The organism is Rufibacter sediminis (assembly GCF_014269285.1).
GTDB lineage: Bacteria > Bacteroidota > Bacteroidia > Cytophagales > Hymenobacteraceae > Nibribacter > Nibribacter sediminis.
In genome coordinates, this window is sequence record NZ_JACOAF010000029.1 from 45,909 (window position 1) to 71,098 (window position 25,190).

General features: G+C 54.0%; 19 protein-coding genes. 7 read left to right on the forward strand and 12 right to left on the reverse strand.

The window, feature by feature from the left end; all coding sequences use genetic code 11:
• Positions 1 to 510 precede the first annotated feature (510 nt).
• Positions 511 to 1,719 carry a Na+/H+ antiporter NhaA gene (gene nhaA, locus H7U12_RS11805; protein ID WP_186637977.1) on the reverse strand — a complete coding sequence of 403 codons (1,209 nt, stop codon included), beginning with the start codon at positions 1,717 to 1,719 and terminating at the stop codon, positions 511 to 513.
• A gap of 198 nt (positions 1,720 to 1,917) precedes the next feature.
• Between nhaA and pyrR the strand changes: the two genes are divergently transcribed.
• From pyrR to H7U12_RS11820, 3 genes are all read left to right on the forward strand, one after another.
• Positions 1,918 to 2,490, forward strand: coding sequence for a bifunctional pyr operon transcriptional regulator/uracil phosphoribosyltransferase PyrR (gene pyrR / locus H7U12_RS11810; RefSeq protein ID WP_186637982.1), 573 nt, complete (start codon positions 1,918 to 1,920; stop codon positions 2,488 to 2,490).
• The gene (locus H7U12_RS11815) at positions 2,477 to 3,400 is read left to right on the forward strand and encodes an aspartate carbamoyltransferase catalytic subunit (protein WP_186637985.1); all 924 of its coding nucleotides are present in this window, start codon (positions 2,477 to 2,479) and stop codon (positions 3,398 to 3,400) included. Before pyrR ends, H7U12_RS11815 begins: the two co-directional genes overlap by 14 nt.
• Positions 3,401 to 3,638: 238 nt before the next feature.
• Entirely contained in the window at positions 3,639 to 4,055 is a 417-nt protein-coding gene (locus H7U12_RS11820; protein WP_194362536.1) for an STAS/SEC14 domain-containing protein, read from the forward strand.
• A gap of 113 nt (positions 4,056 to 4,168) precedes the next feature.
• Here H7U12_RS11820 and H7U12_RS11825 read toward each other — a convergent pair whose 3' ends face one another.
• Together H7U12_RS11825 and H7U12_RS11830 are read right to left on the reverse strand one after the other, a co-directional pair.
• The gene (locus tag H7U12_RS11825; RefSeq protein WP_186637988.1) at positions 4,169 to 5,701 is read right to left on the reverse strand and encodes a TolC family protein; all 1,533 of its coding nucleotides are present in this window, start codon (positions 5,699 to 5,701) and stop codon (positions 4,169 to 4,171) included.
• 112 nt (positions 5,702 to 5,813) lie between these two features.
• Positions 5,814 to 7,103, reverse strand: a complete 1,290-nt coding sequence (locus H7U12_RS11830) for an aminopeptidase P family protein (RefSeq protein ID WP_186637991.1) — start codon at positions 7,101 to 7,103, stop codon at positions 5,814 to 5,816.
• 172 nt (positions 7,104 to 7,275) lie between these two features.
• On the opposite strand from H7U12_RS11830, the gene H7U12_RS11835 reads away from it, so the two are divergent.
• On the forward strand, positions 7,276 to 8,820 hold the full coding sequence (locus H7U12_RS11835) for a S8 family serine peptidase (protein WP_186637994.1): 1,545 nt from the start codon (positions 7,276 to 7,278) through the stop codon (positions 8,818 to 8,820).
• Between the two features lie 80 nt (positions 8,821 to 8,900).
• Here H7U12_RS11835 and H7U12_RS11840 read toward each other — a convergent pair whose 3' ends face one another.
• The 3 genes from H7U12_RS11840 to H7U12_RS11850 form a co-directional block, all read right to left on the reverse strand.
• Positions 8,901 to 9,308 carry a hypothetical protein gene (locus H7U12_RS11840; RefSeq protein WP_186637996.1) on the reverse strand — a complete coding sequence of 136 codons (408 nt, stop codon included), beginning with the start codon at positions 9,306 to 9,308 and terminating at the stop codon, positions 8,901 to 8,903.
• 404 nt (positions 9,309 to 9,712) lie between these two features.
• Positions 9,713 to 12,172 (reverse strand): M56 family metallopeptidase, encoded by a 2,460-nt coding sequence (locus tag H7U12_RS11845; protein WP_186637999.1) that lies wholly within the window; start codon positions 12,170 to 12,172, stop codon positions 9,713 to 9,715.
• Positions 12,165 to 12,542, reverse strand: a complete 378-nt coding sequence (locus H7U12_RS11850; protein WP_186638002.1) for a BlaI/MecI/CopY family transcriptional regulator — start codon at positions 12,540 to 12,542, stop codon at positions 12,165 to 12,167. The genes H7U12_RS11845 and H7U12_RS11850 overlap by 8 nt, the downstream gene beginning before the upstream one ends.
• 503 nt (positions 12,543 to 13,045) lie before the next feature.
• On the opposite strand from H7U12_RS11850, the gene H7U12_RS11855 reads away from it, so the two are divergent.
• Positions 13,046 to 14,173 carry a glycosyltransferase family 4 protein gene (locus H7U12_RS11855; RefSeq protein ID WP_186638005.1) on the forward strand — a complete coding sequence of 376 codons (1,128 nt, stop codon included), beginning with the start codon at positions 13,046 to 13,048 and terminating at the stop codon, positions 14,171 to 14,173.
• A gap of 145 nt (positions 14,174 to 14,318) precedes the next feature.
• On the opposite strand, the gene H7U12_RS11860 is transcribed toward H7U12_RS11855, so the two are convergent.
• The 3 genes from H7U12_RS11860 to H7U12_RS11870 all read right to left on the reverse strand — a co-directional run bounded on the left by H7U12_RS11860 (position 14,319) and on the right by H7U12_RS11870 (position 16,704).
• Positions 14,319 to 14,786 carry a GNAT family N-acetyltransferase gene (locus H7U12_RS11860; RefSeq protein ID WP_186638009.1) on the reverse strand — a complete coding sequence of 156 codons (468 nt, stop codon included), beginning with the start codon at positions 14,784 to 14,786 and terminating at the stop codon, positions 14,319 to 14,321.
• Positions 14,787 to 14,834: 48 nt separating this feature from the next.
• Complete coding sequence (locus H7U12_RS11865) at positions 14,835 to 15,398, reverse strand: DUF421 domain-containing protein (RefSeq protein WP_186638011.1); 564 nt, start codon at positions 15,396 to 15,398, stop codon at positions 14,835 to 14,837.
• A gap of 67 nt (positions 15,399 to 15,465) precedes the next feature.
• A complete protein-coding gene (locus H7U12_RS11870) occupies positions 15,466 to 16,704 on the reverse strand; it encodes a DUF2254 domain-containing protein (protein WP_186638014.1) in 1,239 nt (412 codons plus the stop codon).
• 264 nt (positions 16,705 to 16,968) lie between these two features.
• On the opposite strand from H7U12_RS11870, the gene H7U12_RS11875 reads away from it, so the two are divergent.
• Both H7U12_RS11875 and H7U12_RS11880 read left to right on the forward strand, forming a co-directional pair.
• Complete coding sequence (locus H7U12_RS11875; RefSeq protein ID WP_186638017.1) at positions 16,969 to 18,210, forward strand: M16 family metallopeptidase; 1,242 nt, start codon at positions 16,969 to 16,971, stop codon at positions 18,208 to 18,210.
• 505 nt (positions 18,211 to 18,715) lie between these two features.
• The gene (locus H7U12_RS11880) at positions 18,716 to 19,519 is read left to right on the forward strand and encodes a M57 family metalloprotease (RefSeq protein ID WP_186638020.1); all 804 of its coding nucleotides are present in this window, start codon (positions 18,716 to 18,718) and stop codon (positions 19,517 to 19,519) included.
• Between the two features lie 84 nt (positions 19,520 to 19,603).
• On the opposite strand, the gene H7U12_RS11885 is transcribed toward H7U12_RS11880, so the two are convergent.
• The 3 genes from H7U12_RS11885 to H7U12_RS11895 form a co-directional block, all read right to left on the reverse strand.
• Positions 19,604 to 22,186 (reverse strand): S8 family serine peptidase, encoded by a 2,583-nt coding sequence (locus H7U12_RS11885; RefSeq protein WP_186638023.1) that lies wholly within the window; start codon positions 22,184 to 22,186, stop codon positions 19,604 to 19,606.
• Between the two features lie 226 nt (positions 22,187 to 22,412).
• Complete coding sequence (locus H7U12_RS11890) at positions 22,413 to 23,636, reverse strand: pyridoxal phosphate-dependent aminotransferase (RefSeq protein ID WP_186638026.1); 1,224 nt, start codon at positions 23,634 to 23,636, stop codon at positions 22,413 to 22,415.
• Positions 23,637 to 23,989: 353 nt separating this feature from the next.
• Positions 23,990 to 24,919 carry a transglutaminase-like domain-containing protein gene (locus tag H7U12_RS11895; protein ID WP_186638029.1) on the reverse strand — a complete coding sequence of 310 codons (930 nt, stop codon included), beginning with the start codon at positions 24,917 to 24,919 and terminating at the stop codon, positions 23,990 to 23,992.
• Positions 24,920 to 25,190: the final 271 nt, after the last annotated feature.

Consider the following 25,190-nt stretch of genomic DNA (forward strand, 5'->3'; position numbering starts at 1 on the left):
GGTGCGCGAAGTGTTCCTCCTTTGAAGTGTTCCTCCTTTAACGTGAACTCAAAAAATAGAAGGACAGGTAGAAATCTATTCTGTCAGACTTGCGTGTCTCTCTTCTTTGCTGTGCACGCCTTCCGTCCCCCTTTGAAGGGGGCGGGCCGTTAAGTTCTCAAAATATAGCTGGTTCAAGTTTCCAACTTGGACCTATAATGAGCTGAAGTTTGCAACTTCAGTGAGCCGTGAGGCTCAAAATATGTAGTAACGTTAATGCCTTCGGGAAGGAGCCAAACCATTGAAATAGAACTTAACGGCCCTACCCTTTGAAGGGGGGTAGGGGGATGATTACTGGTGCTGAATACCGTTTTTTGAAAGTTCTAGATGAGGAAGATATTCCATTGAACAGGCGGCTTTGGGCCCCTTTCCTGACTTTGTCATCCCCCTACCCCCTTCAAAGGGGGACAGAGTGCGTTTGAATTTCCGAGTTCACGTTGCTTTAAGCAGACGTAGTAACTTTTTTCGGCACTACCTCCTCACTTCTTCATCCATCGTTTGGGCTGCGGCGGTCTGTTGGTTAAGACTGGCCTTCAGCATGAAATACCCTACCAGGCCCGACAGCAAAGAGGCAATCAAGATGGAGAATTTAGCTTCGGTCTGAAACGAGAGATCGGAGAAGGAAAGCAACGCGATAAAGATGGACATGGTGAAGCCAATCCCCGCCAGCAGCCCCATGCCCGCCACCATCTTCCAGGTGACACCCGCAGGCAAGGAACTCACGCCCAGTTTAACGGCGATCCAACTGGAGAGCAGGATTCCGAGGGGTTTTCCCAAAAACAGCCCCAAAACGATACCGATTCCCAACGGACTGAACAGCCCCTCCAGCATGCCGGCCTCAAACCGGATATTGGTGTTCACCAACGCGAAGATGGGCATGATCAGGAAGTTGACGGGCTTGGTAAGCGCGTGCTCCAGGTACTCCAGGGGCGACTCCTTTTCATCTGGGGTGGTAGGAATGGCGAGGGCCGTCAGCACCCCGGCAATGGTGGCATGCACCCCCGAGTGATGGATGAAGTACCAGATGAACAGCCCCGGCACCAGGTAAAAGAACAACGAGGTTACGCCCAGGCGGTTGAGCACCAGCAGAAACAGGAAAATACCAAAGGCATACAACAGGTAGGTCACCTCCACCCCGCTAGAGTAAAAGACCGCAATCACCACAATGGCGCCCAGGTCATCTACAATGGCCAAGGCCGTCAGGAAGATTTTCAGAGCCACCGGCACCCTGCTCCCCAGCAACGAAAGCAACCCGATGGCGAAGGCGATATCGGTGGCCATGGGAATTCCCCAGCCGCTAGCGGTAGCAGATCCCTGGTTTACCAGCGCATAGATACCGGCCGGCACCAGCATTCCGCCAATGGCGGCAAATACCGGCAGAGCGGCTTTCCGGAGCGAGGACAGCTCGCCCTCCAGCATCTCGCGCTTGATCTCCAGCCCCACCAACAGAAAGAAAATAGCCATGAGCCCGTCATTCACCCACAGCAAAACCGGGTAGCGCAGGTGCACCGAGCCAGATTCATACCCTAGCTCCGTTTCCAGGAATCGCGCGAACGCGTCTCCCCAGGGAGAATTCGCGATCAGCAAGGAAATACCCAGGGAGATAAAGAGCAATATTCCGCCCCCAGAAGCGGATCTAAAGAAATCTGGGAATACTTTGAGGTTGATAAATTTTGCCATAACTGATACTTACGGGAAAGCTCCCCGGAAAGTGGTGGTACTCAGAAGCTGCTACTTCAAGCCCAAGCTTCTGAAGATGTACCGTTCACCCGCTGCCCCTCCGCAGTTGGGCGTTTAGGTTTCCATGGTGTTTAAGAAAAATAAGTCCCTTTTGCCCTAGGCTGCCGGTAAGTCTTTATATTTGCCCAAAACCCGGCCATGCACAAACGCCTCATTGTTCCGCACGCACTGTTTCAGATTATGATCCGGCGCCTGGCGCACCAGCTCATAGAGACGCACCGCGATTTTTCTGATTCCGTTATTCTGGGTCTGCAGCCCCGTGGCATTTTTGTGGCAGACCGGCTGCAGCAGACCCTCCAGGAGATTCTGGGTATCTCGGTACAGACCGGTTACCTGGACATCACGTTTCACCGCGATGACTTCCGCCGCCGCGCCACGCCGCTGGCCCCCAACGCTACCCGCGTGGATTTTTCCCTAGAAGGCAAGCGCGTGATTCTGGTGGATGATGTGCTGTACACCGGCCGCTCAGTGCGGGCTGCCCTTGACGCCATGATCTCCTACGGCCGTCCGGCCCAGGTAGAGTTGCTGGTGCTCATTGACCGCCAGTACACCCGCGATTTACCCATTGAAGCCACCTATACCGGCCAGCGCGTTGACTCCCTGCACTCGCAGCGGGTAGAAGTGACCTGGCAAGGCCCTGATTCTGCTGAGGATGTCATCTGGCTCCTCACTCCTACTCCAGACCAAGAAGAACCCCATGCAACAGCTTAGCGTCCGGCACCTGTTGGGCATCAAAGAGATTACCCCGCAGGACATCCAGTTGATCTTTGAAACCGCTGACCAATTTAAGGAGGTTCTGAACCGGCCTATCAAGAAAGTACCCTCGTTGCGCGATGTCACCATTGCCAACGTTTTTTTTGAGAACTCCACCCGCACCAAGCTTTCCTTTGAGTTAGCCGAGAAACGCCTGTCGGCGGATGTGATCAACTTCTCGGCCTCGGGCAGTTCCGTGAAGAAGGGCGAAACCCTGCTGGACACCGTCAACAACATTCTGTCTATGAAAGTAGACATGATTGTGATGCGCCACAGCAGCCCCGGAGCCCCGCACTTTCTCTCGCGTAAGATCCAGGCCAACATTGTGAACGCCGGCGACGGCACGCATGAACACCCCACCCAAGCCCTGCTGGACTCTTTCTCCATCCGGCAGAAACTGGGCGAGGTAGCCGGCAAGAAGATTGCCATTATTGGCGACATCACGCACTCCCGCGTAGCGCTTTCCAACATCTTTGCCTTGCAGATGCAAGGGGCCGAGGTAGCCGTCTGCGGGCCGCCCACGCTGTTGCCCAAATACATCGCTGATCTGGGCGTGAAGGTTTTCTGGAACGTGCGCGAAGCCCTGCAATGGTGCGATGTGGCCAACGTGCTGCGCATCCAGCTGGAGCGCCAGACGGGCAAGCTGTTCCCGTCATTGCGCGAGTATGCGCTTTACTTCGGGATCAACAAGAAGATGCTGGACGAGCTGGACAAGGAAATCGTGTTAATGCACCCCGGTCCCATTAACCGGGGCGTGGAACTCACCTCAGATGCCGCTGACTCGCACCACTCCATCATTCTGGACCAGGTAGAGAACGGCGTGGCCATTAGAATGGCGGTGTTGTACCTGCTGGCCAGCAAAGGATAAGAACCCTCGTCCGTTTTGGGGCTATTTTCCAGAAATAAGCCTAAAACCCAAAAAGTCACCTGGCAGCCACACGTGCCGGATGACTTTTTTGATTTGTGCTGTTTTACGCCCAGAATCCAGAAAACAGGACTTAAACGTCCCTTCTTCCCTGCAGAAAGCTTGATTTCGTCCCTGACTTTAAAATAGCAACATCAAAATAGGTACATTTACCGTTTGAAAGTGAAACAAGCTGTACCGTATGATCACCAAAGAACTTGTTAACCCTTTTGGAAGAGTCTACCTCACCATCACAGCAGACCGCCCTCACAAGCTGATCTATGTCAACTGGATGGGGTATTTAACAGAAGAGAATGTGAGAACGGGAGTTCAGGCGTACACCCAGACCTTGGCAGAGGCGGGGTTTCATTGCGTCTTGAATGATACCCGCCTCATTATAGGTTCCTGGGACCATTCCATGGATTGGGTGTTGAACGATTGGGCGCCCAGCGCCGCCAAGGCCGGACTCAAGCGGATTGCCATGCTGGCCAACCCAGAAAGCTTTGGGGAGTCATCGGCCGCCACGTTCCTTTCCGAAGTAAAAGCATTTGAAGCCAAATCTTTTGATAATCTGGACAAAGCCAAAGAATGGCTGACCGCGTATTACTCAAACAAATAACAATTCTACCTTAAAACAGCAGAGCCCGCTATGTAAGAATAGCGGGCTCTGCTGTTTTAAGGGCATTTTTCTAAAAAGCAGCCCAAAACGCTTTTGCCTATCTGATTGAGTTTTTAAAACGGCAATGGCATGGTCAACGGCTGGTTGGTCTCAAAATCATAGAGCGTCTGCAGCCTTAGGTTGTAGTAAGCGTCCCAGAAGTTGCGCAGGGAGCTCACGTAGCTGCGGCGCGCTGAGTCGCGCTCGGTGGCGGCCTGGTTCAGGTCCAGTAAGCCAATTTTGCCGCTCAGGTAGCGGTCTTTGGCGCCCAGGAAGCGGCGCTCGGCCAGGCCGTTGGCTTGCTGGGCAATCTTCATCTGCTCGCGCAGCATCTTGAATCGTTTTACCTGCAGAAAGACGTCTTGCTCAAAGCTCACGCGCTGCTGCTCCAGATTGGCTTTCACCAGTTTCAGGTTGGCCTTGGCCGTCCCGATTTTTGATTTATTGCGGCCCCAGTCCATGAGCGGCACGCTGAAGCCTACGTTGATCCGTTGCTGCGAAACCGGGTCTTCGTACACCGGCCCGAAATTATCGGCCCGCTGGGTGAGACCGTACTGCAGGAAGAGATCGGCGTTTACGCCGGCGCTGGCTTCGGCCCAGTCCAGGTTGCGTTCGGCGTCCATCTGCTCCCGAATGATCCCGATCATCCGGGACCGGTTTTCGCGGGCTTGTTTCAGGGCCTGTTCCTCGTCTACCTGAAACTGCGGAATCTGGTCGGGGGCCAGCAACCGGATGGGGTAATTCTCAGTAAAACCCAGGTAGGTTTTCAGGCGCAGCGTGCTGGTTTCGATGTCCAGTTTGGCCTGTTCCAGGCTTTGCCGCGAGGTGAGCAGACTCAGTTCCAGCTGCAGCAGTTCGTTCACGCTGATCTTGGCCTCGTAGAACCGGTTCTGGGCAATCTTGAACAGCGTATCATTATTGGCGACGTTTTTCTGGGCGATGTCATAGCCGATCTGGCTTTGCAGCTGGGAGAAATACAGATCAGTGGCCCGGATGGCGATGCGCTCCATCTCCTCCCAGAAGTTGCGTTTGGCTTCTTCGTAGCGCAGCGGTTCCGTTTTACGGTCCCATTTCAGGCCGTTGTGGTTGAACACCGGTTGCCGCAGCGTCACCACCACTGGGTTAGACGCATACGAGTGCCCGCCATTGTTGTCAATACGCTGCAGTTTGGAGTCAATGGAAATAACCCCGCCCGTGAGGCCGATGTTCTGCTTCAGTTCCAGGTGCCCCGAGGAAACCGCCGACTGCACGCCTACGAACCGGATGTCACCGGTGTTGGGGTCTGTGACGCGCTCAAAGTCTTTGGTATAGGACGGCAGCGTGGCGTACAAAGCCAATTGCGGCAGGTAATTGCTCTTATACGTCTGGAACTGCCAGGTGCGGTTTTCCAGCTGAGTCACAGCCTGCTGATAGCTGGGCGACTGCTCCCGGGCCATCTTGATCACCTCGTCCAGGCTCAGCCTACGCGTACCAGGTTCTTCTGATTCTGGGGGAAGCGGCGCTTCCTTCTGCTGTCCGGCGGCCGGGCACGCCATCAGCACAACGCCCAGAAACCAGGCCCAGGCAAGGGTGCGCGTTGTGCTCGCTACTCGTATTCCTTTACTCACGTTCACTCTGATAATCTATGTTTGGCTTGGATAGGCCTGCTTAAATGCATTACTGTTTCAGGGCTGTTTTAGAGAAAACGGCCCTGAAACAGTATTGCTGTCAACTCTTTTATTACCCGCGCATCTCGCGTTCAATGTCTTCCAGGGCCAGCGGGATATTCTCCATCAGGTCAACCGGGCCGTTGTGGGTGATGAGGAAATCGTTCTCCAGCCTAATGCCCAGCCCTTCCTCCCGGATGTAGATACCGGGTTCGCAGGTGAAGACCATGCCTTCCTCAAACGGACGGTATTTGTCGCCCACGTCGTGCACGTCAAGGCCCAGGAAGTGCGAGGTGCCGTGCGGGAAGTATTTCTTGTAAAGCGGCTGGGCGGGGTTCTGGTTGTTCACGTCGGCTTCGGTGAGCAGGTCCAACTTGATGAGCTCGTTCTCCATCACCTTGCCCACAAACTTATGGTACTGGTCCAGGGTGTTGCCGGGCACCAGCATCTGCTTGGCGGTATTCATCACGTGCAGCACGGCGTTGTAGACATCGGCCTGGCGCGAGGTGAATTTGCCGTTCACCGGAATGGAGCGGGAAAGATCGGCGGCGTAGTTCGCGTACTCCGCCCCGAAGTCCATGAGCAGCACGTCGCCGTCTTGGCACTCCCGGAAGTTGTCAACGTAGTGCAGAATGCAGGCATTGGCGCCCGAGGCGATGATGGAACCGTACGCCGGTCCGCGGGAGCGGTTGCGCAGGAACTCATGGCTGATCTCGGCCTCAATCTCGTACTCCATCACACCCGGCTTCACAAACTTGAGAATGCGGCGGAAGGCTTTCTCGGTGATGTTGCAGGCGGTGCGCATGAGCTCGATCTCGCGCGGGTGCTTGATGGAGCGCAGGTAGTGCAGGTGCTGGGTGCTGCGGCAATAGTTGTGCAGCGGGTATTTTTCTTTAATTTTTTTGATGAAGCGGGCATCGCGGGTTTCCACCTCCACCACGGCGCGCAGGTGCTCATTGGAGTTGAGGTACACGTTCTCGGCGTACGGCATGAGCGAATTCAGGATGGAGTCAAACTCGTGGGTCCAGAAGATAGTCTCAATGCCGGAAACCTCACGGGCCTGTTCTTTCGTAAGCTTGTAGCCTTCCCAGGTGAGAATATGGTCATTGGTCTCCCGCACGAACAGAATCTCTTTGAGGCGCTCCTCGCGGGCATCGGGGAAAAGGATGAGCACGCTTTCCTCCTGATCTATACCACTCAGCCACAACAGGTCGTTGTTCTGCCGGAACGGCATGGTGCCGTCGGCGTTGGTGGGCATGACATCATTGGAATGGAAGATGGCCAGTGAGTTGGGCTTCAGGTAAGGCGTGAACTTCTGGCGGTTGTGGACATAAAGGTCTTTCCCGATAGACTCGTATTTCATAGCGGTACGTTTTGTAGTAGGTTGGTGCGCTACAGGCGGTTAGGTTTTAGGCCTGCTTTTCTGAAAGGAGCCCCGTAACGCTTTGTTTGAAGCTTAAATGTATGACAATAAACGGTAAAATGCAGGCGAATAGCCTCCAATTAATCTCTGGAACGTGCGGGTTTGTACTATAGTGTTTTTTTTCTGTGTCTTCTTAATAGGAAGTTCCTTTGCCCAGGAGGCTCCGGTGCCGCAGCGGTATTGGGTGCTCTTCAAAGACAAACCCGCGCCCGAAACCACTGCTTTGGTGAGCGAGGCGGCGCTGCAACAACGCCGTCTCCGGCACCTTCCGCTCGCCCAATTCTCTGACGTGCCGGTGCATCAGGCGTACCTGGATAGTCTTTCAAGCCAGGGAGTTACCGTGACCTCGGTTTCCAAATGGCTGAACGCGGCGGCGGTTTTGGCCAGCCCGGCACAGGCGAAGGCGCTGCAGCAAAACTCGTACGTGAAAGAGCTTCGACCTATCACCGGCTTCTTCGTGCCCAGCCAAACCGCCAGTCCTTTCCAGCCGCAGTACGTGGGCAAAGCGCTGACCCAACTCAAGCCCGAAGCCATTCTGGCGGCGGGCCTCACCGGGCGCGGCGTGAAGGTGGGCGTGATTGACGCGGGTTTCTACGAGGCCCCCAAAAAAGCCGGCCTGCACCCCATCTTCCAGGAAGGCCGCATGCGGGCTTTCCGTGATTTTGTGAACCCGGCCCACAGCCAGACGTTTGACCAGCGCGAGAGTTTCCTAGACTCGCACGGAACCGATGTGCTGCTCTGCCTGGGCGGCGCAGACCCCAAGGACCGCGTGCTGAGCGGTTTCGCGCCGTCAGCCGATTATTACTTGGCCCGCACCGATCACGGGAAACGGGAAACCCGCGTGGAGGAAGCGTATTTTGTGCGGGCACTGGAGTGGATGGATAGCCTGGGCGTGCGGCTGGTGAACTCTTCTTTGGGTTATGGGACCGGTTTTGACAATCCCGCGGAAAACTACCGCCCTGAGCAGATGGACGGCAGCAGCTATCTGGCGCGGGCCGTACAGGTGGCCGTAGAGGAAAAAGGCATGTTTATAGTCATTGCGGCTGGAAACGACGGCGGAAACAAAAAGTGGCGGGTAGTAAACACCCCCGCCGATGCCGCTGGCGTGCTTACCGTGGGCGCCACCGACTACTCCACCTGGACCAAACAGGGCTACAGCAGTATTGGCCCCACCTTCCTGCCGTACCTGAAACCCGATGTGGTCTGTTTTGCTTCTTCGGGAACTTCTTTTTCCGCGCCCGTTATTGCCGGGCTGGCAGCCTGCCTGCTGGAAGCAAACCCGGCCCTCACCCCCGCTCAGCTTACCCGTATTCTGCAGCGGAGCAGCCACCTGTATCCGTTCGGGAATAATTTTGTGGGGTACGGCGTGCCCGATGCGGGCAAAGCGCTGGCCCTGGCCCAAGGGTTAACTGATTCTCCTGCCGAGGCGGCTCCCGTTCAGGTCTCCGGCCATCGGTTTGTGTATACCCCCGCGCGGGGGTCGGCCATTTCTGAAAACGGCGGCATTGTTCTGTTCCGGAAAGCTTCTGCCACGCGGGTGATTTCCCAGCAAAAACTCTCCAGCAACGTCAAAAAGATTGTGGTGAAACGTTTACCCGGCGAGACCCACACCACGCTGCAGGTGGGCCCGCAGGTCATGGAACTGGTCTGGCTCTAAAAAAGCGCTTGTTTTCTGAAAACAGCCTCAAAACGGACGAGGTTTGACGGGAAGCAGGTCGCTCTTTTACTGTTTCAAGATCAAGCTTTCCCGCCCGGAACTTGCCCTTTCTCCGGCTTCACTTCGGTTTCGCCTTTGTAGACTTTGCCGGCTTTTACATCCACGCGGTATTCTGCCTTGGGGTCAAAGGAGATGCTGTAGCCGGTCTGCGGGTCAAACACTTTGCCCAGCTGCGGATAGTGGTGCAATTTGGTAACAGGGTCCACCATGAAGCCCTGGTGTTTGCCCATGGCATTGGGGAGGGCCACCGATTCTCGGGCTTTCGGCTGATAGACGGGCATGGTGTCCTGCACCTTGGGGCGATGTTGCGCCTCGAAGATTTTGAAGCGGGTCAGGAAATTTGTCAGGTCATAAGCGGCGGTTTGCGCCTGTACCTTCGGGCCAAGAGCTACCGCCAGAAGAAGAATCAGCGATTTCAATGTTTTCATAACGGTCAAGTTGTGTGCTGTTTTTTTCCAAAATGTCGTAATCCCGCACTGCCTGTAGAGAGCAGCTTTTTTCTCTTTCCGGACGTCCTTTTTGTAACGATTTTCCTTTATACGAAAGTACCTAAACGAAGGCAAACAAAGGAATTACCTATCAGACAATCAGCTAAACACTACAAAATTCCGTTTACCGCCTGTTTTCAAGAAAAGAGCCCGGAAACGGGTTCCGGGCTCCTGGTGGATTATTCTATGTTCTGTCTGCCAAAAGAAGCACTAACCATTTTGAGGGTAGTTTGGCAGAAACAGCCTTAAAACTGTTTTGGGCAATCTCTTTCAATCCAACTCTTTATTTTGATTTGAAATGCGCTGATGAGCTTACCTCTTTTCTCTAAGCGCGCATCCTCTCCCTAATTCTTCTGGGCAGGCACGACCGTTGATTTATCAGCGTCCTTTTTGGCGACTATCCTGTAAGGGACCGTGTACCTAACGGCCACTTGCTTGCCATTTTGCATGCCGGGTTTCCAGGCAGGCATGTTGTTGAGCACCCGAATTGCCTCCTGGTCTAGGCTGGAGGATACGCCCTTGATCACTTGCACTTGCGTGACTTTACCCTCTTTGTTCACCACGAAAGTGGCGACGATGGTCCCCTCCGTACCTTTGGTTTTCTCATCCGCCGGAATTACGAAATTTTCTCCTAGATACTTCATCATGCCCGCCATTCCGCCCGGAAACTCGGGCATCTGTTCTACGGCGATGTAGACTTTCTCTTCTCCCTGAGCTGATGGTGTGGGCACTGGAGCGGTTTTATCTTTGCTGACAATCCGGTAAGGAACGGTGTATTTCACGTTTACCAGTTTCCCGTTCTGGGTGCCTGGTTTCCAGGTGGGCATCTTCTCCAACGTCTGCACCAAGGCTTGGTCTACACTGGGGTGCAGCTTCTTTAACAGCTGGATATCGGTCACTTTTCCCTGGGTGTTCACGACGAACGAGGCCACCATGGTTCCTTCTATGTTGGCTTGTTTGGCATCGGCCGGTAATTCGAAATGATCGCCGAGGAATTTAAACATAGCCGCTGAGCCGCCTGGGAATTCAGGCATCTGTTCTACGGCTATGTAGACTAGTTTTTTCTCATCCGTGGCTTGCTTCTCCTTTTTGGCCTGTTCAAAGGTCTCTTTTCCATCCAGTTTGGTGATGGCGGCAAAAGCTATATTCTCTTTGGAAGCAACCGCTTTGCCGTCCTTATAGGCTGGGGTCCATTTGGGCTGTTGCTGCATTAACCGCAAGAACTCCTTCTCTACCGCGTTTCTCACGTCAGGGGTTTGGAAGGGTCGGGTTACTATTTCCACCACGCTCACGTCTTCAACGCTTCCATCTGCCCCAATGGTGAGATCTGCTTTTATGTACCGCATGAATTTGATTGTACTGTCTGCTTTGTCTCGGGCGTCTAACACGACCTTCGGCATAACAAACTTGCTGTTCAGGTGCTGGTACAAAGCCTCTTTGCCGCCCGGATATTCAGCAGGTTTGGTGACCGCTGCTTTTGAGGAGACTGACGTTTTCTGCTGCCGTCCCTCCAGATAGGCGTTATAGGTGAGGAAATTTCCGCTGACGCTGGAAACGGAGATGATTTCTTTGGAGGAAACGGCCTTTCCGTCTTTCTGGGCGGGCGTCCACTTGGGCATTTGGCTGACCAGCCGGGCAAACTGCTGCTCTACGGCCTTCACCACCGCGTCATCTTTGGGTTGCACTTCCAAGGCCACTATTCTGAGATACGCGGCGCTGCCATCTTGCAGCACCTCCACTTCAACCGAGGCTTTCACCTGCACGAAATCATTCTGGCTTTTCCGCTTTTGGAACGCCACCTCGGGCAGCACGAAATGGGTTTTCACGTAGGCATTCAGGGCCTCCCGGCCGCCGGGGAACTGGGCACCTCGGTTCTGACGAGTCACTGTACCAGCGGCGTTCTCTGGCTTTGGCAAAACGGGGCGCATGGCCGCCACGGCTACCAGCAGCAGTCCGGCCACTGGCAGGGCCATCAGCATGCGGCTGAGTTTGGGGGATTGGTGTAGCTTTTTCATCATCTTGATTCTGGTTAGGGTGAGGGATTTATGAAGGAAGAAGTAACTGCCCAGGGGGAAATCGGCGGTGCGGAAAACCTGTTTTACCAGCAATGAGGAGTACGCCGACGGACCGGTGCGGCGGGCTACCTGGGCATCGGCGATGAACTCATGGGTCTGCTCCACCGCTTTCTTGTACAGCAGCAGCAAGGGATTGAACCAGAAGAGCACCCCAACCACCGAGACCAGCAGAATGTCCAGGGTGTGCCGCTGGTCTATGTGCACCTGCTCATGCTGCAGAATGCGGTCGGTCTCCTCGGGGGTAAGCGTCTGGCTGTTGTCAAAGAAGACCCATCGCCAGAAAGAAAAGGTGGGGAACTGCCCGTGGGTAAGAATCACCGGGGCCTGGTTGGGCAAGTAGAAAGACGTTCCTTCCGCTTTCGCGAAGCGCCGCAACTGCCGCACCTGCACCACCGCCCGAACCGCGAAAAACAAGGCACCAAGGCCGTACGCCCCGTAGAGCAGGAACCAGTAGGAGAACGTTGGGGCCGGGGCTGCTGCCACCTCGCTCACCAGCAGCGGCATTTCCTCCAGAGAGGCTTCCATGACTACCACGGGTTCCTGCGGCCACAGCGCGATGCCGGGCAAATTGGAGAGCGGCACCAGAAAGGACAACCCCAGTGCGGCCAGCAGGTAGAAGCGGTTAAACTGGAAACAGGTTTCCCGTTTCAGCACCAGCGCATAGAAGAGGTAGAACAACACCAGGCCCGTGCCTGATTCCAGCAGGTATTGCAGCAGCGGCTCATTCATCTTCTTTCTTGTCTAGGTCCTCTTTCACGTGCTTCAGCATTTCCTCCAGTTCCTGCAGGTCCATGTTCTCCTCCTTGGCGAAGAAAGAGACGAGCCGTTTGAACGAACCCCCAAAGTAGCCGCTCACGAAGTTCTTCAGGTAGAAATGGCGGTAATCATCGCGGGCGATGAGCGGGTAGTACTCATGGGTTTTTCCGTAGGCCTTGTAGCCCACAAAGCCTTTCTTCTCTAGAATGCGCACAATGGTGGAGACGGTGTTGTAGGCGGGTTTGGGCTCGGGTAACTGGTCCAGCACGTCTTTGACGAAGCCCTGGCCCAGTTTCCAGAGTATCTGCATGACCTGCTCCTCTGCCTTGGTTAATTCTTTCATAGCGATGTTGTTAAGATGAGTATCCGAAGATATAACTAATTACTTAGTTTACAAACTAAAGGTTTAGTTTATTTTTCCAGGTCTCCTGAATCCTGCGGTGATGGATCCCGGCTTTCTCTTAAGAACAGCACTTCGCCCGCCCATGGGCAGATCCGTTTCAGGGCCTTTCTCGTGAAAATCGGCTTAAAACGCAGGCGGTTTATAGTTGGGGTGAGCAGCCATCTTCAAGCGGGTATTTCTCGCCAAGGCACTGCGGAAATTTTTATAGTCTGTTCCAACTCGAAGAAAAAACCGGCATCAAGAAAAGCACCTGCGTACCTTTGGGTTCGTAAAAGGAGACATTTTGGGGAAGCGCCGCTGTAAGGTTCTCGGGCCGGGCACGACCAAGAGAGAAGAAGCCTCCCCTGAAGTTTGCCCGCTGGCTGGGTTCTCCCGCAGAGAACAGCCGGCGATTGGATGGCTACCGGCAGCTTCCATGGAGCATCTTACCTGGCACACGTTATATGAAGATAGGATACGACGCGAAACGCGCTTTCACCAATACCTCGGGGCTGGGAAACTACAGCCGCTTTGTCATTTCGGGCATGATGGTGCACTTCCCCCAGGAGCAGTACTCGCTGTTCACCCCCCGCAAGAACGATCTTTTCCAGAACTTCTTTCCGCCGGTGGCCCAGACTCAGATTGTGCAGCCCAGCGGGGTGGGCAAGCGTTTCTCGTCATTGTGGCGCACCTTCGGGTTACGGGCAGCCCTTCCCAAGCACGGGGTGCAGGTGTACCACGGCCTCAGCAATGAGCTCCCCTACGGGCTGGACCGGCAGAAAACCAAGCTGGTGGTCACCATCCATGACCTGATCTTCCTGCGTTTCCCGGAGCTGTACCCCGCCATTGACCGCTACATCTACCGCAAGAAATTCAAAGACGCCTGTGACACCGCCCACCAGATTGTGGCCATCAGTGAGCAGACCGCGCAGGATCTGGAGGAGTTCTTTGGCGTGGGCCGCGAGAAAGTGCAGGTGGTGTACCAGGACTGCGATCCCGTTTTTCAGCTGATTCCGGAAAAAGAGGTCCAAAACGCCGTCCGGCAGAAATATGCCTTACCGGCTGAGTTTATCTTGTGCGTGGGCACGCTGGAGCGCCGCAAAAACCAGGTGCACCTCCTGAAAGGCTGGCACGCGGCCGGAGCCTCTGTTCCGCTGGTGTTCATCGGCCGGAAAACCGAGTACCACAAAGAGATGCAGGAGTTTATCTCCCAGCAAGGATTGGAGGACAAAGTGCTGTTTCTGCCCTACATCCCGTTTCAGGAGTTGCCGGTGATTTACCAGCTGGCGAGTCTGTTTGTGTACCCCTCCATTTTTGAAGGCTTCGGAATCCCGATTGTGGAGGCCTTGAACAGCGGTACTCCCGTGATCACCTCTACCGGTTCCTGCTTCTCTGAGGCCGGCGGACCCGCCACCCGCTACGTCTCCCCCACCGATGCCGAGGCCCTGGCGCACGCCATCCAGGAAATCCTGGGCGATTCTGATCTGCAGAAGCAAATAGTGAAAACGGGCCTGGAGCACGCCCAGATCTTCCGACCCCAGGTGACCATTCCGCAACTGCACCGGGTGTACGAACAAGTCCTCGAGCATTAAAGGTTTTCCTGTAGCGGATACAATTCAGCAAAAGAACCCGGCCCGTTTAGGGCATGTTTTCAGAAAACGAGCTCCAAACGGAAAGCTGAAACTAGGGAAAAACTGCTAGCACTAAGCCAGGAAGCTAGGAGCAAAAACGCTTCAGTCAGGTTTTCTTCACCAGTTCCAGGTGCAGAATGGGGTGCGGCATTCCCAAGTTGTCTACCTCAGAACGGTTTATGACGGTGAAGCCTTCGTGTAAGTAGAAGCCCACGGCCTGCTCATTTTCTTCGTTCACGTCCACTTTGGTGATCTTCAGTTGCTGCACGGCGTGTTGCAGGAGTCGTTTGCCGATGCCTTTGCCGCGCGCCGAAGGATGCAGAAACAGCATTTCCAGCTTATCGGCTGCCACACCCGCAAAACCCAGCATTTTCCCGTGGCTGTCACGGGCGCAGGTTAGGGTCACGAGCCAGAGGTATTCCTGTCGCAGCATCGGCCGATAGAACAGGATCTCGGCTTCTGTGACAAAATGATGGGTAGCCCGTACCGAGGCTTCCCAAACGGCAACTACCTCGTCATACGCTTCAGGAGAAACACTACTGAGGCAGAAGGTGGGGGTATTGGTGCAGATCATCGTTTTGGGCCTGTTTTCTCAAAATGACAACCAAAACGAATCTTTCCCCTACGTAGGGTAACTTTTACCTGACGAAAGGCAGTCTACTAAAGAAGCGGGTTTCTGTACGTTCTCAAAAACAGGATTGTGAAGATCTTCCACCTTTTTGATGATGCTCAGGCTGCCCTCGGTTTCCAGCACCACCGCTCCTACCTCAGAAAGCGAACCGATGCCCTGGTTTCGTAGAGCCGCCATGATTTCTTCCTTGGTGATGCGGGCGGCTTTCATGCTGTCCTCCAGCAATTCGCCCTGGTGCACTAACAAAACGGGCTTGGCCTTCACCAGATCACTGACCCAGGGAAACCTCACCGAAAGCCATGTGATCAGGAACTGCAAGACAATGAGAATTCCGAACGCCACCACGCCGTCCATCAGGGGCACATCTTTGGTGAGCAGCAGCGTAGCCAGCACTGAGCCGAAAGCCACTGTGACCACAAAGTCAAAGGAGTTCATCTTGGAGAGTGTCCTTTTCCCGGACAGCCGCAATTGAATAACCAGCAGCACATACGCCAGCACGCCCACCACCAACGTGCGGAGAACACTTTCCCAACTGTCAAAAAATATCTTTTCCATATCTGATGTGTATGTGTGGCAGATTACCTGAACTTCTCTCTGTAGTATTTAACCAGCTTTTGCTGCGCTATTCTTTCTCCAGCATTTTCTGAGCTACTGTTTTTCGCAGGGCAGAGATCATGGCTTTGTCTTCTGGACTGGCCGGGTAGAGCAGCAGTTGCTCCAGCGCCCCCATCAGCTCATTTCTGAGAATTCTATCGTTTTGCCCGTAGTCCCAGATAGGGTATAAGGCTTTCCGGAAAACCTCCTGAAACGAATCGGTCTGCGGGATGATCCGGATCTTCTGCTGTTCATCGCGCAGCACCTGAAAAGGAGCGTGCTGTAACCGGAACGAAAGCAGATCAAACAAAGCATGCAAGCTCAGGACCGCCGTACCCGGGTCGTTCACCCCGGGGCTGAGCGCTTTCAGGGCCACTTCCACCAATTGCTTGAACCCATACCCCGAGTTATCGGCGACGGACTCGCCCCGGTAAAAATCAACTAAAGGGGCAATCTGCTTCTGGTGATCCTCGGTGAGGCCCTCGGGAGCGTTGATCTTCAGGTAAGGCACTCCTTTCAGCACGTAAGAGCCCAAGGGAAACAGAAATAGGATCTGCCAGTTATGCTGGGCACAAAGCTTGAGCAGCTGCTTCCGGTTAAATCCCTGGAAATAGCCCGCCGCTTCCGTTTTCAGTTCCTGCGCGCCCTCAAAAGACGGCATGGGTTCCACTGGTTCTGTTTCCGGCACCCGCTGTTCTTGCAGTTTATGCCGGGTTTTCTGGTGAATGTGGTCTATGATGGTCTCAAACTTGACCGACTGCGTGATGTAATGGATGAAGTAGATGAACAGGAAGATGTCTACAATGGTGAGCAGAATAAGCAGGTACACACTCAGCGCGGGCACGTAAATGCCAGAATCAATGTCGCGGATGGTACTGAGCAGAAACAGCGCGTACACGATAGTACCAATATAGAAGCCCAGCACCACCTGCTGAAACCGGTTCCCGATCATGCTGCCCAGCACCCGGTTGCTCATGTTGGAGGCCGCCTGGTTCAGCAGAATCATGACCATGGAGAAGCTGAACACCGTGAGAGACAGAATACCGCCCGCAATGGTAGCGGCAATGGTTCTGGCGGTGCTGGCATCTTTCAGTGTCAGGAAATCCCAGTGGCTCTTGATCTGCTTGCCGTAGGGGGAGAAATCGAGATGAAGGACCAGATAGGAAATCAGCAAGAAAACCAGCGCGATCAGGGCCGGGTATAACGCGATGCTGTTGATCATCTGGTTGGCGTACCTGCGCGCCACCTGTTGTATTCGTCTCATCATAGGAAAGTATACGGAAGCTGCCGGGCAGCAATTGACTTCCTTTCTATTCATACCGCTCCCGCAACTTTAGCCCCGTTATCTGGTTGTCTACTAGGAAGAGGCAAACGCCTGATAAGGGAAGAACCTGCCGCCCGGGCAGGCTCAATTCTTAGAAGCTAATTTCATACTTCTTACCGCTACACTCCGTACCTTTGCAGGCTGCTCTTACCTTAACCGGACCGGAAGCGGCGCAAACCTGTTTTACTTGTATACGCACCATAGAAATTGACGAAATTACCTGATTACCATATCCATACTTTATCCAACGGCATACGGGTGCTGCACAAGCAGGTACCCCACACCAAGATTGCGCACTGCGGCTTTATGATGGACATCGGCTCCCGCGATGAACTGCCCCACGAACAGGGTCTGGCCCACTTCTGGGAGCACATGGCCTTTAAGGGAACCCAGAAACGGAAATCGTTCCATATCCTGAACCGGCTGGAGAGCGTGGGCGGCGAACTGAACGCCTATACCACCAAAGAAAAGATCAGCTTTTACGCCTCGGTTTTGGAAAACCACTTCGAAAAGGCGTTTGACCTGCTCACCGACATCACCTTCAACTCCACCTTCCCTTCCAAGGAAATTGAGAAAGAGCGCGGCGTGATTCTGGAGGAAATGGCCATGTACCTGGACACCCCCGAGGACGCCATCATTGACGAGTTTGATGCCGTGGTCTTCCAGAACCACCCGCTGGGCTACAACATTCTGGGCACCCGCGAGAGCGTGAGCGGTTTCACCCGCGAGAACTTCCAGGCCTTCATTGACCGCAACCTGAGCACCGACAAGCTGGTGTTCTGCTCGGTGAGCAACTGGCCCATTGACCGCGTGGTGAAACTGGCCGAAAAATACCTGGGCCACCTGCAAAGCAAGATCCAGCCCCGCGAACGGCTCCTTTTCAGCACGTATCAGCCGCAAACGCTGGTGGTGGAGAAAGCCATTCAGCAGGCGCACTGCGTCATTGGCTGCCCCGCCTATCCGCTCTCAGATCCGCGCCGGCTCACGTTCTTCATGCTGGTGAACATTCTGGGCGGCCCCGGCATGAACTCCCGCCTGAACTTGGCGGTGCGCGAGAAACACGGCCTGGTGTACACCATTGACGCCAACTACTCTACCTACGTAGACACCGGCTTGTTCGGGATTTACTTCGGGACGGAGAAGAAACAGCTGAAGCGCACCGTGGGTCTGGTGCTGAAAGAACTGAAACTGCTGCGCGAGAAACCCATGGGCTCGGTGCAGCTGCACACCGCCAAGGAACAGCTGATGGGCCAACTGGCGATGGCCGAGGAAAGCAACATGGGCTTTATGATGATGATGGGCAAAAGCATTCTGGACCTGAACACCATTGAGAGCCTGAACGATATCTTTGAGCAGATCAGGAAAGTACAGGCCAACGATCTGCTGGAGATGGCCAACGAGACGTTGCGGGAAGAGAATCTGAGTTTCCTGCAGTACGTTCCCAACTAAGACTATATCACCCGTTATTCCTTCGGGACCGGATTTCTCTTGATGAAAGGCTGCCTTGGGCAGCCTTTCTCATTTTAGGGCAGTGTTCTCAATAACTGCCCTAAAACGCAGACCTTGATTAATGAGTTAATTCAATAATTGATTTCTATTTCCCCTAATTGAGTAAAACTTATCAGTACATACATACAATCTTACTGCGTATTAATACTGTTATTTATACACAATTAAGGACACATATTCCCTAAGTATATTATTTAAAACTCAAATATTTAGAACAACTAATATCAATTCAGATATTCTAACACATGAATAATTCCACTCTCTGAATATCTAAAATAATTGATTTAATCATGCAAGTAATTGCTTAAACACAAAACCTTTTTACAAGATCAATTAAACACGTTTTTAAATAAATTTATTTACACAATTACAGATCAACCACTTGCGGTAATTATTTTTTCTTCCTAGAATAGGCTTATTATTTAACTAACCCCCAATAAGCAGTATGAAAAAAAATTACACCCTCAGACTCATCGCGTTCGCTTTAGTGTTAGGCGGCACCTCGTGTTCAGTGAGCGAAGAAGACGTTGTGGAGAAAGCGGCTGTCTCCAAAGAAAAGCTGCAGCAGATTTATGACATGGGCTTCGGGACCACTGATGTTCAGTTGGTAGACGGCGGCTATCTGGTAGAGGGAGACATCTTCCTGACCGATGAGCAATTGGCGGCTCCGCGTGATCCCAAGTTCCTGCGGGTAGGCGAAACAGAGCAGTACCGTACCACCAACCTGGTCAGCGTAGGAACCGGTCGCACCATCAGGGTAGCCATCTCCAGCACTCTTCCCACCGCGTACGTGACGGCTTTGGATGAAGCCATTCGGCGCTACAACGCTGAAAACCTCCTGATAAAATTCCAGCGGGTAAGCTCCAGCTACAACATTCTGTTGACCAAGGCGCCTTCTACGGCTTCTTACCTGGCTTCGGCGGGCTTCCCGTCCGGCGGAAACCCTTACAGCCAAGTATTGGTGAACTCCACCTATCTGGGCTCCGCGCCGGGCACGAATTACCTGGCTACCATTTTAGCCCACGAGATTGGCCACTGCATCGGGTTCCGGCACACCGACTACATGGACAGAAGCTATAGCTGCGGCGGCGCGTACACCAACGAAGGAGCCAGCTCAGTAGGCGCCATCCATATCCCGGGCACGCCCACTACCGCCGATGCCACTTCCTGGATGCTGGCTTGCGTAGCGAATGGTCAGAACCGGCCGTTCAACAGCAATGACCGCACCGCGCTTAGATATCTGTATTAACAGTTAAATCTCTCCCTTAATTACGCACAAATAGCCGCTGTTTTCACAGCGGCTATTTGTGCGTAATTCTAATTTTATTTCTGTTTACAACACCACTACTCTGCACACTTTATACTCAGAATCACCCAGCAATTTCACCAGATAAACACCCGCTTTAAGACCATCTGTTTTAAGCACTTTTATAGCACCATCCTGCCAAAGCTCTTTCACAATTCGCCCGGCGTAATCATAGAGTTGAATCTGCACCAATTTATCTTCAGACGAAACAAGCTGCAGATCATTACCCGCTACCACGGGATTAGGAAATACCTGAATGAACGCAGGAGGTGTGTAAAAAACCGCTTCTAGGTCACTGTAAAAAACGGCTCCTTTATCGGTTAAAAGCTTCAGTCTATATTCATTCCGGCCGGGCGTGGGTTTCGGGTCTGTTATAGTGAAAACAGGCCGAAACAAAGACAAAGGTGCCTGCACCGGTTGGAAGGTGCCGTTGTCCCGTTTCTCCAGCACCACCGAAGAGATGCCATAGAGCGTACTTAGCTCCACGTCCAGCAGAACCGAGTCGGTGACCAGCTGGCGCGCCAGAAACTGCTTGACGTAACAGCCCACGCCCTGGTCTACATAGTTCAGGGTGAAGCTTTTCAGGCCCGTCTGTCCGGCTACTACTGGTGCCACGGCATAATGCAGGGCGGTTTGCTGCTGCTTGTCTAAGAAAAGCAAGGTATCAGAGACGGTGGCAATTGGCTCCAGAAACTTTTCACCCAAGGCAAAAACCTGATAGGCGGTTATATCCTTCGCCTTGGGCCAGAACAGCAGCACTTCGTCGTCGCAGTTATAGCCCACCTGCAAAGGAACCTCCGGACTGAGGATGAATTCCTCAGATGTCATGACCTCGCCGGCACTTGTTTTCCATCTTAGTTGCGCCACGCCCGCTGAGTAAGGGGCCAACCAATCTGCTTTGCCTTCCTGCAGAGGTACATTTTCTAGGATGGTCTGCCAGGTCTGCCCGGCCCACCGGAATTCCAGGTGAGCCGTCTCCGGAGAAGTAAGGCGCGTTTGCCAGCGGAGTCTGTTTTTCTGACCACTCTTCAGGGTGCTTCCGGCCGAAGGATACGTCCAGGTGAACGGCGCCTCCATCTCATATACAATACTGAACGACTGGCCCTCGGGAGAAACGTGGTACCCCGCTACCTGTATCTGGTAATTGCCCGCGGCGGGAGAAGCTAGGGTCACCTGCTCTACGTTGTTCAGGCGGTCTACTTTGCGGCGGGCGGCAAGCGCCAGCGAATCTTTATGCGGATAGGAGCTTAGTCCCCAGGGCAGCCACTCGCGTCCGGTTGTCGCTTCCTGCAGCGTCAGATCCAGGTCGCTGACCAAGGCTTGGACAGCAGTAGGTTGGGCGGCGGCATCATGCCAGACCAAGGTGACTTTGAGGTTTGCCGCGCCGGGCGGTACAGTGATGGAAAATTGCTGCTTTTCTCCTTGCCCCACGCGCCCGCTGAAATACCTTCTTTCCTGGAAAGCCTGCACAGCCCCCAGCGCATCTACGTTCCCGAACCCGGCCGCATAATCTAGTCCCGGTTGCCCTTTGTCGTCGGCGCTGTTGATGAGCGCGGCTTTTACTAAGGCTGAGGAAGGCAATGCGCCATTATGCTGTTCCTGGTACACCTGCTGCAGAAGCAACGCGATCCCGGAAACCACCGCCGAGGCCTCGGAAGAGCCGGATTCGCCAAACGCCACCACCTCGGGTTTGATTCGGCCGTCAAACGTAGGACCCCGGGAACTGAGGGGACTTACCTGGCCAGAGGTATCCACCGCTCCCACGCTCAAGGTATTTTTAGAGGTTTTGAACTGCCCGGTCAGGTTTGCGAAGCGGGCTACGCCAGCGTAAGGACCGGTAGCGGGTGTCTGGATTCCGGAGTTGCCCGAGGAGAACACATGCAGCAGCTCCGGGTACTCCAGCACCTGCGCGTCATAGGCCTGACTTTCCAGTCCGTAGTAGTTCTCCACGCCCACCCCGTAAGAATGGTTCTGCACCGAGACCTTCTGTGCCCGCAGAAAAGACGTTTCATCAGGGAGCAGGCGCGCGAAATCTGAGGTGATGAGCTGGCTCTGCCATGCCACTCCCCGCCCGCCCGCCGCAGAGTTTCCGCCGCCGGCTACCAGGGTCGCCATGTTGGTGGCGTGGGGAGTTGCCCCTCCAGCCGAAGCCGAGGTCGGGACTATGCGCCCTTTGAAATCAATATCGGAGGCATCAAACGGGTTCTCCTTCACAGACACCACCAGGTTTTTCCCGTGCAACTGCGGATAACGCACGTGCACCGCCTCCACGGCGTTGACCGTAAAGTCTGCATTCTGCAGATACGCTTCTTCGCGGGCAACTCTGTCTGGCACGTCAATGAACGTGACGGCTGGGCATTGCGCCAGAAGCCGGAGTTTGGAAGTTGGAAGATTGGTCAGGAGAAAAATTTTCCCAGGGCTGGCACTTTCTTGTAGGCGCGCTTCCGGCAGTTCACTTCTGAGCCAATTTAGGAAAGCTACTTCGTCGTTCACCTGCACGCGCACCGTAGAAGCCTTCCCGGGCCAGATCGGGTTCTGCAGCGAGGGAGCCAGTTTAAGGCCGAATGTGGCACTAGCCGTCTGTCCCAGGGTCGGAGAAGCCGCTGACAAGAGCCATAAACCACCAAGAAGTTTCCTGAGAATATTTCTAGTAAACGTGTTTCCCATCCAGTACTTATCTTACCTACACAATAAGATAATTTACAGGCTTTTACCCAGAAAACCAACCAAAGGCCACCTGAATTTGGATAATCTGAAAAAGAGTCTGCCTTACGAGGCTTTTTTTAGTCCAAAAACCGAAAATAAGGCCCAAAACAGCTTACCCGCCTACCTAAGCTTATCCTAATACCGCGGCCCCGTCATACGTTTTCAGAAACTCGGCCAGCTTATCAAGGGTGATCGCCAGCTCTTCCACCATGGGCAGGTACACCACTCTAAAGTGATCTGGCTGGGCCCAGTTGAAGCCGCTGCCCTGCACCAGCAACACGTGCTGGTCAATGAGCAGGTCCAGGACCAGTTTCTCGTCTGACTGGATGTTGAATTTCTTGGTGTCGATCTTGGGGAACATGTAAAACGCCCCCGAAGGCTTCACGCAGGTAATGCCCGGGATGGAGGTCAGTCTCTCATAACACACCTCGCGCTGTTTGTACAATCGCCCCGAGGGCAGCACCAGGTCTTTGATGTTCTGATATCCGCCTAAGGCAGTCTGGATGGCGAATTGTGAGGGCACATTGCTGCACAGACGCATGCTGGCCAAGGCATTCAGGCCCTCCAGGTAAGACGAGGCAATGGCTTTGTTGCCCGAAGCCACCATCCAGCCGGCCCGGAAACCGGCGGCCAGGTAGTTCTTGGAAAGGCCACTGAACGTGAGGCACAGCACATCCTCGGTGAAAGCAGCGGTGGAGTGGTGCACGGCTTCGTCGTACAAAATCTTGTCGTAGATCTCGTCTGAGAACACAATGAGCTTGTGCCGCTCAGCTAGCCGGACAATCTGCTGCAGCACCTCGGGCGGATAGACGGCCCCCGTGGGGTTGTTGGGGTTGATGATGACCAGGCCCTTGGTGCGGGACGTGATTTTACGTTCCATGTCGGCTAGGTCTGGGTACCAGTCAGAGGCTTCGTCGCAGAGGTAATGCACGGCTTTTCCGCCGGAGAGCGTCACGGCGGCGGTCCACAGCGGGTAATCCGGGGTGGGAATCAGGATTTCATCGTCGTTGTTAAGCAGGGCCTGCATGCTGAGCATGATCAGTTCGCTCACGCCGTTGCCTATGATGATGTCCTCTTCGTGTACGCTGGGCAGGCCTTTGCTCTGGCTGTAGTGCATGATGGCTTTGCGGGCGGCAAACAGGCCTTTGGAATCGGTGTAGCCCTGGCCGTTGCGCAGGTTCACCATCACGTCATGCACAATCTCATCGGGCGCCTCAAACCCAAACGGGGCCGGGTTGCCGATGTTCAACCTGGTAACCCGGTACCCCTGTTTCTCCAGGTCCATGGCTTTCTCGAAAATGGGACCTCGTATCTCGTAAAAAACATTGTCTAGGCGGGTACTCTTCTGTATCATAAAACTGCGCGTGAAACTCTAAAGTAAACGATATCAGGCAGCGAAGGAAATTTGTTTTAACCCTGTTTTCAAAAAATGGCCCTGAAACGGAGGCAGCTCCAAGAAGCCCTTTTCCCTTGGACAGCAAAATGGACAGCCCAGCCGCCATTGTTGGTGTTCCCAGGGGCCAACAATCCAGACGCAGAGGCCTTTCCGCTTGCCGGTGAAAGCCAAAAGTAAAGGTCTGCGCACTTTCCTTCGGCTTACCTGAACAACCCTATCGCCAGAAACAAAAAAACCACTCCCGGGGGAGTGGTTTCACATATCATAAATGGCCGCTTTCCGGCTAGTTTTGGGAAAACAGGCCGGAAACGCTACAGGTTTCCTTCGTCGTCGTCTTCCTCATCGTAATCTTCGTCCTCGTCGTCCTCCAGGTCTTCCTCAGAGGAGTTGGCGTGGGCTTGTTTTTCATCGCCTAACACGTCAATGAGTTTCTCAATCTCGGTGGCTTTCTCGGGGTCGTTGAGCTTTTCATAGGACAAGGACAGGTTCCGTAGGGCGCGGCGCACGATGTCAATGGGCGCGCAGGGTTCATAGAAAATGTCTACCGGGCTCAGGTTCAGCTGCAACAGGTAGTTGTCTATGTCGCTTTTGGAGAGGATGAGGCCGCGGTTGTACACGTTGATGTAAAACTGCGGAATAACCTCGCTCTTGAACGTGAGGATGAACAGGTTGGGCAGGTTCACGCCGTATACCGGCAGCCCTAATTTCTGCGCCAGCGTCATGTAAATCACACACAAGGTGAGCGGATTACCGCGTTTGCTTTCCAGCACCTGGTTGATCATGGAGTTGTTGGGCGCGTGGAAGTTCTTGGTGTTGGCGGAGAAATGGTGCAGCTTGAAGAGCACGTGGTTGAGGGCCTTCACCTGGTCATAGGGGTGCATCTCGGGGCGCACGTTCACCCAGGCTTCGTAATAGAGCTCGGCCAGGGGCTGCATGATTTGCTCCAGCGTGAGGTCTGGGTACTGGTAGGTGCTCACCAGCCACATGCCGCGCACCAGATCGGTGGCGCCTTCTTCTTTCCACTGTTTCAGGCGTTGCGTAAGGGAGCTGTACTGCAGATCATGGATCAATTCCTCCAGCTTTTTCTGGTGCTCAGGGTCCAGGCTCTCCTCCCAGGCTTCCTCCAGAAACGGGGTGATGGTATCGCCTAGCTCCACAATCCGTTGGTGCACGTGCGCCACCACATCGGGATCTTCATCGTCCAGCAGCGAGATCAGCGCTTTTATTTCTTTGTTCGTCAAGGTAGATCAGTTAAGAATTTAAAATTAGGAATTTAGAACGGAAACTGCCGAATGCGTTTAGAACCGATGCTCGGCGGTTTTCAAAATTCCCTCTTCTGAGAACGGGATTTAAGGCAAAAGCGTTTCCGGGCAGTTTTCCAGAAACCAGCCCTAAAACAGATTCACGTTCGTCTCCATCACAGATACCCATGCACTTTCCTTTTTCTGAACTTACGCAGGAAGCCTCACCTTTCGCGGGAAAGATGAGGCCTGATAGGTGGGTTTTGAGGCT

Excerpts from the sequence above, each read along its gene's own strand:
- nhaA (WP_186637977.1), bottom strand. The coding sequence starts at position 1,719 with ATGGCAAAATTTATCAACCTCAAAGTATTCCCAGATTTCTTTAGATCC.
- pyrR (WP_186637982.1), top strand. The coding sequence starts at position 1,918 with ATGCACAAACGCCTCATTGTTCCGCACGCACTGTTTCAGATTATGATC.
- H7U12_RS11815 (WP_186637985.1), top strand. The coding sequence starts at position 2,477 with ATGCAACAGCTTAGCGTCCGGCACCTGTTGGGCATCAAAGAGATTACC.
- H7U12_RS11820 (WP_194362536.1), top strand. The coding sequence starts at position 3,639 with ATGATCACCAAAGAACTTGTTAACCCTTTTGGAAGAGTCTACCTCACC.
- H7U12_RS11830 (WP_186637991.1), bottom strand. The coding sequence starts at position 7,103 with ATGAAATACGAGTCTATCGGGAAAGACCTTTATGTCCACAACCGCCAG.
- H7U12_RS11840 (WP_186637996.1), bottom strand. The coding sequence starts at position 9,308 with ATGAAAACATTGAAATCGCTGATTCTTCTTCTGGCGGTAGCTCTTGGC.
- H7U12_RS11845 (WP_186637999.1), bottom strand. The coding sequence starts at position 12,172 with ATGAATGAGCCGCTGCTGCAATACCTGCTGGAATCAGGCACGGGCCTG.
- H7U12_RS11850 (WP_186638002.1), bottom strand. The coding sequence starts at position 12,542 with ATGAAAGAATTAACCAAGGCAGAGGAGCAGGTCATGCAGATACTCTGG.
- H7U12_RS11855 (WP_186638005.1), top strand. The coding sequence starts at position 13,046 with ATGAAGATAGGATACGACGCGAAACGCGCTTTCACCAATACCTCGGGG.
- H7U12_RS11860 (WP_186638009.1), bottom strand. The coding sequence starts at position 14,786 with ATGATCTGCACCAATACCCCCACCTTCTGCCTCAGTAGTGTTTCTCCT.
- H7U12_RS11865 (WP_186638011.1), bottom strand. The coding sequence starts at position 15,398 with ATGGAAAAGATATTTTTTGACAGTTGGGAAAGTGTTCTCCGCACGTTG.
- H7U12_RS11870 (WP_186638014.1), bottom strand. The coding sequence starts at position 16,704 with ATGATGAGACGAATACAACAGGTGGCGCGCAGGTACGCCAACCAGATG.
- H7U12_RS11880 (WP_186638020.1), top strand. The coding sequence starts at position 18,716 with ATGAAAAAAAATTACACCCTCAGACTCATCGCGTTCGCTTTAGTGTTA.
- H7U12_RS11890 (WP_186638026.1), bottom strand. The coding sequence starts at position 23,636 with ATGATACAGAAGAGTACCCGCCTAGACAATGTTTTTTACGAGATACGA.